The organism is Brevundimonas sp. UBA2416, assembly GCF_002343105.1.
In the GTDB taxonomy this organism is placed as follows: Bacteria; Pseudomonadota; Alphaproteobacteria; order Caulobacterales; family Caulobacteraceae; genus Brevundimonas.
Genome location: NZ_DDRM01000026.1, coordinates 1 through 10,901 on the forward strand (window position 1 = coordinate 1; position 10,901 = coordinate 10,901).

Sequence of the window (10,901 nt, forward strand, 5' to 3'; positions counted from 1 at the left end):
CCGGCGCCGACATCAAGGAGATGCAGGACCAGACCTACGCCCAGATGTACACGGGCAATTTCTTCGCCCTCGGCCACGACCGCATCACCCGTTTCCGCAAGCCGATCATCGCCGCCGTCAACGGCTTCGCCCTCGGCGGCGGCTGCGAACTGGCCATGCTGTGCGACTTCATCGTCGCCAGCGAGAAGGCGAAATTCGGCCAGCCCGAGATCAACCTCGGCGTCGCCCCCGGCATCGGCGGCTCCCAGCGCCTGACCCGTCTGGTGGGCAAGTCCAAGGCCATGGACATGGTCCTGACCGCCCGCATGATGGACGCCGCCGAGGCCGAACGCGCCGGCCTCGCTAGCCGCGTCGTCCCGCACGAAGCCCTGCTGGACGAGGTCCGCAAGATCGCCGCGAAGATCGCCTCGCAAAGCCCTCTGGCCGTCATGGCCAACAAGGAAATGGTCAACGCCGCGCTGGAGACCACCCTGACCCAGGGCGTCCAGTTCGAACGCCGCCTGTTCCACTCCCTCTTCGCCTTCGAGGACCAGAAGGAAGGCATGGCGGCCTTCGTGGAGAAGCGGAAGCCGAACTTCACCGGCCGGTAGGGCTCAGGGCCTCGGGACGCGCGCGTTCTGCGGATCGGACGCCACGCGTTCGTTACGGAAGGGGCTGTTCCGGGCGGGTCGGTCCGCGCGCGGCCAGCCCGGAAGACGCAGTCCGCGCTCGCTCGGCCAGGCCTCACGCGTCGCCGCCCGCTCGGCCCGGCGTTCGGCGAGGAACTCGCTTTCACGGGGTTCCTCCGGGGCGACGGCGGTTCCAGGCGTCTGGCTCTGGGGGCCTGTTCCCCCCGTCTCCACCCCGGCGACCTCCGCCGCTTCAGCCGGTGCGGCCCGGGCTCCTGAAGCGAGGGGCCCAGGCTGGCTGACCGGCGTCGCGCCGGCCGCGTCACAGGGATAGGCCCGCGCGAGGGCCGAGCGCGCAACGTCCGTGGGCCGGTCGCCGGGCCGGATTGAGGCGCGGGCTATCTCGGCCTTGCCGCGGGCGACCAGGTCGCCCAGCGCGGCGCGCCGGACAATCTCGGACCCACGGTCCAGTTCCGCTGGCAGACACAGACCGTCAGCCTGCAACTGTGAGAACATGACGCCTGCGCAGAACCCATCATCGCCCGGGTCGGCCGACGCGCACAGGGTCTGGTATTCGCGAGCCGTGGGATCACGGTAGCGCGCCTGCTGCTCCGGGCTCAGGGCGTTCCGGGCCGTGTCGGTCGCCATTCGCGCGGCGGCCCGTTCGCGGCTGGCGCTGATCCGGTCGCGGCGCACCTCGGCCTCGGGCTTCAGCGTATACATCACATGGCCCCCGATGGTTTCCACGCGGGCCACGGCCTCCGGACTGACGCCGCTGACCGGAAAGCCGTCCGGCATGCGATGGCCGTCCACGCTGACCGGGACCGTTCCGGTGAAGGCCAGGATCAGATTGACGGCCCGCGGGCGCTCGTTCGTGCGGACGTCCACGCGTTCGGCGGCCACGGCCCACATCGGCAGGCCCTCGGGCAGGGGGGCGCCGTTCAGCAGGGTGCGCGTGTCCGGGCCCAGATCGACGCTGCGCGACTGTTCGGCGAGCAGCGTCGAAGCCGCCGCCGGGCCCGGCCCGTCCGCCCGTTCGGCCGCCGCCTCCGAGCCGGTCACCGGAGCGGCGGCGTTGATCACAAGTACTGCCTCCCGCTCCGCGGCCACCGCCAGCGATCCGGCGCCGCCCAGCAGGGCGATCAGGCCGGCCAGTCCGAAGGCGGTCAGACGGAGGCCGCGGCCGGCGGCGGGGGCGGGGTTGAGGACGGCTTTCAGTCGGCGCATGGCGGTGGTCCTTCCCGCGCCGGTGAAGGTCAGGGCGGGCAGGCCGCCGGAGGCGTGCGGACCGGCGCGGTCCCGCAAGGCCTCGATCAGGGATCTGGCATAGGCCCTGCGAATGTCCGGCGCGGCCTGTTGAAGGGCCAGGGCGTCACAGGCCTCTTCCCGCGCGGCGGCGCGCCGGGCGCGCAGAACCGGCATGAGGGGATTGAAGGCCAGGGCGACCAGCAGGGCTTCCTCCATCCAGACGGCGCGATGGTCGCCGCGCTTCAGATGGGCCAGTTCATGAGCGATGACGGCGCGGGCCGCCTCCGCATCCGCCGCCTCGCTGAGACCCACAGGCAGGATCAGCCGCGCCGGGCCCAGACTGGCCAGCAGCGCCTCGGAGGTTGCGGCGCTGACGCCCACACGCGGCGGGCGGATGGCGAGATCGCGGGCCGCGGCCTCGACCATCGCCATCACCGCCGGGCCCGGCGCCTCGGCCTGACCGATGACGCGGAGCAGTCGCCCGGCCCGCAGCGCCAGAGCCGCGAGACGAACGGCCGTCAGCACGGCCGCGACCCCCAGAACGACCCAGGCCGCCATGGTCGGGTCGAGGGCGAAAGCCTGCGAGGCGACGACAGCGCTTCCGACCGGCGCCGGGGCGAGGCCGGCCGGCAGGGTCGTGGCGGCCAGCGATATCTCCCGCACCGGCGCGGGCGTCAGCAGCATCAGCCCGACCGCCAGCGGCGGCAGGGCCGGCAGGACCAGCGCTCCGGCCCAAATCCGGTCCCTCAGCCGCGGATCGGCGCTCACCCGCTCGACCCCCCGGCCGCCCGTCCAACCAAGCACGGCCACGACCACCGACAGGCCCAGCGACAGGACCATCAGTTCGGGCGCGCCCATCAGCGGTCCTCCCGATCAGCGTCCGGCGCGGCCAGGGCGGCCTCCAGTTCGGCGATATCGTCCGCATCCAGGATCTGGCTGCCCGAGAAGGCGGCCGCGGGCAGGGGGCCGTCCAGATCCAGCATGGCGCCGAGCCGTTTCATCAACCCGCCGATCACCGCCGTCTTGGGCTGGGCCGTCGAATAGACCGCCATCCCGTGCACATCGCGCCGGCTCAGCAGGCCCTTGGCCCGCATCCGCTCCAGCACCGTCCGCGTCGTCGACGACGACCAGCCCAGGTCCGCCGCTATCCGGCCCTGCACCTCGCGCGCCGACAGATCGCCGTCGCGCCAGAAGCATTTGAGGACGTCCAGTTCAGTCTCGCTGGGGGCGGTCGGTTCAGCCATGGCGCGGGTCTCACGATCAATGTCGCGAGTACGCTACAATTGTAACCAGAAGGCGTCAACTGTAGACCGTCTCTTGCGTTCGCGGCCCCGTTGCGGCGGCGCCAGACTCTTCGTTGACCCCCCAACCCCTTTCCGCTATAGCCGCGCGCTCTTCGAGATTTCCCCGCCGTGGACCGTGCTCCGCGGCGTTTCCGTTCGTAAGGTTTGACTGATGGCCAACAATGCCGGCGCCAAGAAAGCGATCCGCAAGATCGCTGCCCGCACCGAAGTGAACAAGGCGCGCCGCACGCGCGTCCGCACCTTCCTGCGCAAATTCCAGGAAGCCGTCACGGGGGGCGACGCCGCCGCCGCGAAGACCGCCTTCATCGAGGCCCAGTCCGAGCTGATGCGCGCCGTGTCCAAGGGCGTGGTTCACAAGAACACGGGTTCGCGCAAGGTGGGTCGTCTGGCCGCACAGCTGAAGAAGATGGCCGCCGCCTGATTTTTCGGATCGCGGACGGCCTTTCACCGGGCTGTCATGGCAAAATCCAGCGATTCCAACGGCGAGGGCGCGAAGGCTCCCTCGCCGTTTGCACGTGCGCCGGTAACCGCTGTCAGGCCGATTCGCGCTCGCTTCTGTGGCGAATTCCGGTTTTTCGTTGACGGTGTTTGGCTTTAGCGGAGTCAACAATTTTAACTGCAATTCGAGTCGCGAATCAGCGTTGACGCCCCCCTCCCCGAGGGTAAGTTCGAGCCGCTGACGCACTTCCATTCCCATACGGAATGAAAGCGGCGCGGAACCAGTTTTCGTGTCGGCGTGAGACGCCTGTTCCAGAGTTCGACCCCACCCGCGAGGCTCACGCCACGCGGGACAGGAGAAGTCGTCCCAGGTTCAGGCCTCTCCCGAAGGGCGTCAGGTGATGGGTTTCGAAGGGTGGCTTTGACGATGACGGGGAGCGCGCAAATGGCGGGGATGACGGATCCGGATCGTATCTGGACCGAGGCGGCGGGCCGCCTGCGCAGCGAGATCGGCGAGGGGCCCTTCAGCTCCTATATCGCCCCCTCTGCCGTGCGCGCCGACGGCGCCGGCCAGCTGATCCTCGTCACCCCGACCGCCTATGCCCGCGACTGGGTGCGCAAGAACGCCCTGCGCCGCATGAACGAGCTGTGGCTGGGCCTCGACGGCCTGTCGCGCCGCCTCGACGTCCGCTGCCGCGCCGAGATGGGCTCGACCCCCTCGGCCTCCCAGGTCGCCGCCGGCCGCGCCGAGGGCGCCGCCGTCATACCGCTCCAGCCCGCCCCCATGCCGATGGCCACCGTGCCGCCCGTCGCCGACGGCGCCCGCGCCGTGCGCGCCGCCGGCCTGCAGGAGCGACTGACCTTCGACAGTTTCGTGGAAGGGCAGGGCAACGCCTTCGCCCTGGCCATCGCCAGACAGGCCGCCGCCTGGGCCGACGGCCATTTCAACCCGATCTTCTTCTGCGGCCCCTATGGCTACGGCAAGACCCACCTGCTCAACGCCATCGCCTGGGAGGCCCAGCGCCTCCGGCCGGACGCCCGGGTCGTCTACCTGACCGCCGAACGCTTCCTGTCGACCTTCGTCCGCGCCGCCCAGGACCGCACCATGGCGGCGTTCAAGGACAGTCTGCGCAACGCTGACATGTTGCTGATCGACGACGTCCAGTTCGTCGGCGGCAAGGCCGGCACCCAGGAAGAACTGCTCTCGACCCTCACCGCCCTGATCGAGGACGGCAAGAAGATCATCCTCTCCGCCGACCGCCCGCCCATGGCCCTGACCGAGGTCGAGCCGCGCCTGCGCAGCCATCTGGCCTCGGGCCTGACCTGCCCGGTCGAGCCCGCCGACCGCGCGCTGAAGCTGGCCGTGGCCCGCAGCCGCATCGAGGCCCTGGCCCGTCTCGGCGTCGTCTCGGGCGAGGCCCAGGCCGAGGTGCTCGAACATCTGGTCGACCGCACTCCGGGCTCGATGCGCGAGCTCGAGGGCGCCGTGAACACCCTCGCCGCCGTCGCCGGCGCCCGCCTGTCCTCGCTCAGCGTCGATGAGACCCAGGCCCTGCTCGGCTCCGCCCTGCGCGGCGGACCCGAGCGCCGCATCACTGTCGACGAAATCCAGAAGACCGTCGCCGACCATTTCAGCCTCAAACAGGCCGACCTGCTCAGCGAACGCCGCACCCGCGCCGTGGCCCGCCCGCGACAGATCGCCATGTGGCTGTGCAAACAGCACACGACCCGCTCCTACCCGGACATCGGCCGACGCTTCGGCGGCCGCGACCACACCACGGTCCTTCACGGCGTCCGCAAGATCGAGGAGCTGATGGCCCTTGATGACCAGATCGCCCGGGATGTGGAGACGCTGACGCGGAAGCTGCGGGGCTAGGGATGAGGGATTAGGGATCAGGGAACAGGTCGGAGCCGAGGCGCGGCGGCAGAGATTATCCACACATCGATGTGGCGCCGTCCCTCATCCCTAATCCCTCATCCCTAGTCCCTTCCTTGCCCCCCGCCGCCAATCCGCTAGTGTCCAAGGCCCTCTATACGCGGTGGCGCTTCTGAGTCGCCGCATCCGGGCGAGACCACATGCAACTGACCATCGAACGATCCGCGCTCCTCAAGGCCCTCGGCCACGTGCAGAGCGTCGTCGAGCGCAGGAACACCATTCCGATCCTGTCCAACGTCCTGCTCAGCGCCGGGCACGACAAGCTGTCGTTCGCCGCCACCGACCTCGACATGGAGATGGTCGACGAGGCCGAGGCCCAGGTGAATGTCGAGGGCCAGATCACCGCCCCGGCCCACACGCTTTATGAGATTGTTCGAAAGTTGCCCGACGGCGCCGAGGTCTCGCTCAGCTACAACGGTGACGACCCCCGTTTGGTGGTCCAGGCCGGCCGCTCCAAATTCAACCTGCCGGTCCTGCCGGCCGGCGACTTCCCGGTCATGTCGACCGACACATCGGGCACGCGTTTCACCCTGCCCAAGGAAGACCTCGCCCGGCTGATCGACAAGACTCGCTTCGCCGTCTCGACGGAGGAGACCCGCTACTATCTGAACGGCCTCTATCTCCACACCGTGGCCGAGGCCGGCATTCCCCTGCTGCGCGCCGTCGCCACCGACGGCCATCGCCTGGCCCTGGCCGAGACCCCGGCCCCCGAGGGCGCCGCCGGCGGCCCCGGCGTCATCGTCCCGCGCAAGACCATCGACCAGGTCCGCCGCCTGCTCGACGACGGCTCCGGTCCGGTCGAGGTCATGGTCAGCCCGCAGAAAATCCGCTTCGAATTCGGCCAGGCCAGCCTGACCTCCAAGGTCATCGACGGCGCCTTCCCCGACTACATGCGGGTCATTCCCAAGGGGAACGACAAACAGGCCGACATCGACAACACCCTGTTCGCCCAGGCCGTCGACCGCGTGGCCACCATCTCGGCCGAGAAGAGCCGCTCGGTGAAACTGGCCTTCGAGCTGGACCGCGTCACCCTGACGGTGCGCAACATGGAGGCCGGGCAGGGGGTCGAGGAGGTCGAGATCGGCTATTCCGAAGAGCCCTTCGAGATCGGCTTCAACGCCCGCTATCTGCTGGACGTCGCCGGCCAGATCACCGGCGAAACCGCCCACTTCAAATTCGCCGACCCGGCCTCGCCCACGCTGGTCCTCGATCCGGGCGACCCGGGCGTGCAGTATGTGCTGATGCCGCTGCGGGTGTAGCGGGCGCAAGCCCGGTTCACCGTCAGATCAGTGCGCTCTGCAAGGTCGCATAGTACCAGCCCCACATCACCAGTATGGTGGCAAGCGCGGCTGTCTGGACCCATCGGTTGACGAAAATGGCGGCGGCGATGCTGGCCGCCAAGGTCGGCCAACTGGCGAAGTTCGACGCCACCCAGTTCTGGCTCTCCGCCCCGTACAGGTACACCGTCGCGATGGTCACCGCCGTGTTGACGGCAAACAGGCCGGCGTATTTGCGGCCCTCCTGCCGGTGATAGAGTTGCAGATCGACGGGGCCGTCTTGCGATATCGGCGCGCTGACCAACCGCGAGATCAGATAGAGCAGGCAGGCCACGCTAAAGAACACCAGCACCGTCGACATCGGCCAGCTGGTCTCGGTCCGCAGGTCCCAGAGGCTGAGCCACCAAGCGACGATCGCCAGCAGCACATTCAGCATCCAGCCCGCGTTCAGCCAGGAGAAGCGAAGCCGATCACCCGTCCGGAGCATATCGCCGACCGTAGCGAGGATCTGCGCCACCCCGAGCGCGTAGACGAACGAATAGAGCGTGATTACAAATTCGAATGCGTTCACGGCCCACCCCTTCCGCCTATACGAACGTCGGTATCTGGGGCGAGTCAAGCGGCGTGGCCGGGCCGGCCGTGCTGTGGCGGTGAAGGCTGTAGCGCGCTAGGACCGCAGGCTTGATCACCTCCCTCACCCTTACCGACTTCCGCTCCTATGCGAGCGCCACCCTGCCGGTCGCGGCGGGGGCCGTCGTGCTCCATGGCCCCAACGGCGCGGGCAAGACCAATCTGCTCGAGGCCCTCAGCCTGTTCACCCCCGGCCGCGGCCTGCGCGGCGCCACAGCCCCCGAGATGGGCCGCCGCGAGCCCGGCGAGGCGACCGGCCGGGCCTGGGCCGTGGCCGCCGTCCTGACCGACGGCGAGGAGGAGACGAAACTCGGCACCGGCGTCCAGTCCCCCGGCGCCGCCCGTCGCATCGTCCGCATCGACGGCGAGACGGCCCAGCCCGGCCGGTTGCTCGACCATCTGCGCCCGGTCTGGGCCACGCCCGAACAGGACCGGCTGTTCTCCGACGCCCGCGCCGCGCGGCTGAAATTCCTCGACCGGCTGGTCTTCGCCGCTGACCCCGCCCACGCCGCCTCGGTCTCGGCCTATGAAAAGGCCCTGCGCGAACGGCTGCGCCTGCTGACCGAAGGGGCCGAGGGCCGCGCCGCCGACCCCCTCTGGCTCGATGCCCTCGAACTGCGCCTCGGCGAGGCGGGTGCCGAGGCCGCCATCGCCCGCGCCGCCGCCCTGACCACCCTCCAGGCCGCCATCGACGCCCGCAACGACCGTCCCTTCCCCCAGGCCGACCTCGGTCTGACCGGAGAGGCCGAGGCCATGGCGACCGCCGGCGCCGACGCTGAAGCCATCGCCGCCGCCCTCCGCGAGGGTCTGGCCCGCAGCCGCGGGCGCGACGCCGCCGCCGGCCGCTCCCTGTTCGGCCCGCACCGCTCCGACCTGACCGCCCTGCATCGTGAAAAGAACCGCCCCGCCGCCGAGGGCTCCTCGGGCGAGCAGAAGGCGCTGGTCCTCAACCTGATCCTCGCCCAGATCACCCGTCTCGCGGACCAGCCCGCGCCGCCCGTCCTGCTCCTCGACGAGGCCCCCGCCCACCTCGACACGGCCCGCCGCGCCGCCCTGTTCGACGAGATCGAAGCGCTGGGCCTGCAGGCCTTTCTGACCGGCACCGAGGCCGACCTGTTCGCCCCGCTGCGGGGGAGGGCGCAGTTCGTTCGGGTCGAGGGCGGGGCGCTGACGGGGGAGTAGCCCCCCACGGCTATCGTCATTCCGGGCGGAGAGACGCGCAGCGGCTCGGAGACCCGGAACCCAGCGGCGCCGCGACGGCGGCGAAACACTGAAGCCTGCATATGGCGCTTCAAGCCTGGCACTCCCGACAGCTTCGCGCTCGCGCGCGCCGCTGGGTTCCGGGTCTGCGCTGCGCTTCGCCCGGAATGACGATAGCGGTCCGGGATTCGACCGCCCCGGAAACAGAGTCTTCCCGCCCCGTGTCTTCTCGCCCCTGTGCGACCCCGATACGCCCTTTTCGACCCACCGGCGCCACCTGATTCCGCCCCCGTCCCCGCCCTGCGACCGTTCCTGACGCAGGCGCGTGCTCTATGTTCCCGTCCCCACAGGACGGGTCTTTGAAAGGTTCATCGACATCGCCGCCGCGCCGCGAAAGGCCATTTCAGGACCGCTCCGCGACGCCTTGAGTAATCGCCGGACGCCGTCTGAATTTTTCGCGGCGAAACACACCACTCTCGCCCCTCCCGCAACACCGCTTTTCCTCGCAATTCCGCCCCGATTCCCTATATGTTGCAGGCCTCGGCGCGACCCGGATTCGCGCCCTGAAAACCGCCCTGAAAACCGTCCGTTCAAGGCGGCCCCGTCGCCGCCTTCCGAAGCCCTCCCGAGGGCGTTTCACCGACCGAATATATGACCGATCAGACCCCGACCGCGCGTAACGAAGACACCGCCGAAGAGGCCGCCTACGGCGCCGATTCCATCAAGGTCCTCAAGGGCCTCGACGCAGTCCGCAAACGGCCCGGCATGTATATCGGCGACACCGACGACGGCTCGGGTCTGCACCACATGGTCTATGAGGTGGTCGACAACGCCATCGACGAGGCCCTCGCCGGCCACGCCGACCTGGTCCAGGTCATCCTCAACGCCGACGGCTCGGTCACGGTCACCGACAACGGCCGCGGCATCCCCACCGACATCCACGGCGAGGAGGGCGTCTCCGCTGCCGAGGTCATCATGACCCAGCTGCACGCCGGCGGTAAGTTCGACCAGAATTCCTACAAGGTCTCGGGCGGCCTGCACGGCGTCGGCGTCTCCGTCGTCAACGCCCTGTCCGACTGGTTGAAGCTGGTCATCTATCGCAACGGCAAACGCCACGAGATGCGGTTCGAGCGCGGCGACACGGTCGAGAGCCTGCGCGTCACGGGCGACGCGCCGCTGCGCGACAATGGCAAGGTCCTGTCGGGCACCGAGGTCACCTTCTACCCCTCGGTCACCACCTTCGCCCACATCGACTTCGACCTGAAGACGCTCGAGCACCGCCTGCGCGAGCTCGCCTTCCTCAACTCGGGCGTGGTCATCAAGCTGCAGGACCATCGCGGGGCCGAGAAGTTCGAGGAGATCCTGCACTATGAAGGCGGGGTCGAGGCCTTCGTGCGCCACCTCGACAAGTCCAAGACGCCCATCCTCAAGGACGTCATCGTCATCCGCGGCAAGAAGGAAGGGATCGAGATCGATCTCGCCCTGTGGTGGAACGACAGCTACCACGAGACCATGCTGTGCTTCACCAACAACATCCCCCAGCGGGATGGAGGCACCCACCTGTCGGCCTTCCGCGCGAGCCTGACCCGCGTCATGGGCGGCTATATCGACGCCGCCGGCGCGGCCAAGAAGGAGAAGGTTTCGGTCTCGGGCGAGGATGCCCGCGAGGGCCTGACCTGCGTGCTCTCGGTCAAGGTGCCCGATCCGAAATTCTCATCGCAGACCAAGGACAAACTGGTCTCCTCCGAAGTGCGGCCCGCCGTCGAGGGCCTGTGCTCCGAAGGTCTGTCGACCTGGTTCGAGGAACACCCCGTCGAGGCCAAGGCCGTCGTCGCCAAGATCATCGAAGCCGCCGCCGCCCGCGAGGCCGCCCGCAAGGCCCGCGACCTGACCCGGCGCAAGACGTCGATGGACATGGCCTCCCTGCCCGGGAAACTGGCCGACTGTCAGGAACGCGATCCGGCCAAGTCCGAACTGTTCATCGTCGAGGGCGATTCCGCCGGCGGCTCGGCCAAACAGGCCCGCAACCGCGAGAACCAGGCCGTCCTGCCCCTGCGCGGCAAGATCCTCAACGTCGAGCGCGCCCGCTTCGACCGGATGCTGTCATCCGAACTGATCGGGACGCTCATTCTGGCGCTCGGCACCGGCATCGGCCGCGACGATTTCAACGCCGACAAGCTGCGCTATCACAAGATCATCCTGATGGCCGACGCCGACGTCGACGGCGCCCACATCCGGACCCTGCTGCTGACCTTCTTCT

The 10,901-nt window shown here is 69.1% G+C and carries 9 protein-coding genes; 6 read left to right on the forward strand and 3 right to left on the reverse strand.

The annotated features are described in order from the left end of the window. A partial coding sequence (locus tag B3E43_RS08890; RefSeq protein ID WP_292028591.1) for an enoyl-CoA hydratase-related protein occupies positions 1 to 590 on the forward strand: 590 nt, incomplete at its 5' end. A 3-nt stretch (positions 591 to 593) separates the two neighbouring features. Here the strand turns inward: B3E43_RS08890 and B3E43_RS08895 are convergent. Both B3E43_RS08895 and B3E43_RS08900 read right to left on the reverse strand, forming a co-directional pair. Beyond that, the gene (locus B3E43_RS08895; protein ID WP_292028592.1) at positions 594 to 2,714 is read right to left on the reverse strand and encodes a M56 family metallopeptidase; all 2,121 of its coding nucleotides are present in this window, start codon (positions 2,712 to 2,714) and stop codon (positions 594 to 596) included. Then, positions 2,714 to 3,100: a BlaI/MecI/CopY family transcriptional regulator gene (locus tag B3E43_RS08900; RefSeq protein ID WP_292028594.1), complete on the reverse strand. Its 387-nt coding sequence runs from the start codon at positions 3,098 to 3,100 to the stop codon at positions 2,714 to 2,716. The genes B3E43_RS08895 and B3E43_RS08900 overlap by 1 nt, the downstream gene beginning before the upstream one ends. A 211-nt stretch (positions 3,101 to 3,311) precedes the next feature. On the opposite strand from B3E43_RS08900, the gene rpsT reads away from it, so the two are divergent. The 3 genes from rpsT to dnaN all read left to right on the forward strand — a co-directional run bounded on the left by rpsT (position 3,312) and on the right by dnaN (position 6,793). Continuing rightward, complete coding sequence (gene rpsT / locus B3E43_RS08905) at positions 3,312 to 3,581, forward strand: 30S ribosomal protein S20 (protein WP_292028597.1); 270 nt, start codon at positions 3,312 to 3,314, stop codon at positions 3,579 to 3,581. Between the two features lie 438 nt (positions 3,582 to 4,019). Continuing rightward, complete coding sequence (dnaA, locus tag B3E43_RS08910) at positions 4,020 to 5,474, forward strand: chromosomal replication initiator protein DnaA (protein ID WP_414631349.1); 1,455 nt, start codon at positions 4,020 to 4,022, stop codon at positions 5,472 to 5,474. A gap of 200 nt (positions 5,475 to 5,674) precedes the next feature. Further along, the gene (gene dnaN / locus B3E43_RS08915; protein ID WP_292028600.1) at positions 5,675 to 6,793 is read left to right on the forward strand and encodes a DNA polymerase III subunit beta; all 1,119 of its coding nucleotides are present in this window, start codon (positions 5,675 to 5,677) and stop codon (positions 6,791 to 6,793) included. 22 nt (positions 6,794 to 6,815) lie between these two features. On the opposite strand, the gene B3E43_RS08920 is transcribed toward dnaN, so the two are convergent. After that, entirely contained in the window at positions 6,816 to 7,382 is a 567-nt protein-coding gene (locus B3E43_RS08920; RefSeq protein ID WP_292028602.1) for a hypothetical protein, read from the reverse strand. 110 nt (positions 7,383 to 7,492) lie between these two features. Here B3E43_RS08920 and recF point away from each other — a divergent pair, with 110 nt between their 5' ends. Both recF and B3E43_RS08930 read left to right on the forward strand, forming a co-directional pair. Continuing rightward, the gene (recF, locus tag B3E43_RS08925) at positions 7,493 to 8,623 is read left to right on the forward strand and encodes a DNA replication/repair protein RecF (protein WP_292028604.1); all 1,131 of its coding nucleotides are present in this window, start codon (positions 7,493 to 7,495) and stop codon (positions 8,621 to 8,623) included. A gap of 669 nt (positions 8,624 to 9,292) precedes the next feature. Beyond that, positions 9,293 to 10,901, forward strand: a 1,609-nt coding sequence (locus tag B3E43_RS08930) for a DNA gyrase subunit B (RefSeq protein ID WP_292028607.1), incomplete at its 3' end; no start/stop codon positions are given.

What these genes read in the sequence shown, in the direction of transcription:
- B3E43_RS08895 (WP_292028592.1), bottom strand. Translation starts at nt 2,714, where the DNA reads ATGGGCGCGCCCGAACTGATGGTCCTGTCGCTGGGCCTGTCGGTGGTC.
- rpsT (WP_292028597.1), top strand. Translation starts at nt 3,312, where the DNA reads ATGGCCAACAATGCCGGCGCCAAGAAAGCGATCCGCAAGATCGCTGCC.
- dnaN (WP_292028600.1), top strand. Translation starts at nt 5,675, where the DNA reads ATGCAACTGACCATCGAACGATCCGCGCTCCTCAAGGCCCTCGGCCAC.
- B3E43_RS08900 (WP_292028594.1), bottom strand. Translation starts at nt 3,100, where the DNA reads ATGGCTGAACCGACCGCCCCCAGCGAGACTGAACTGGACGTCCTCAAA.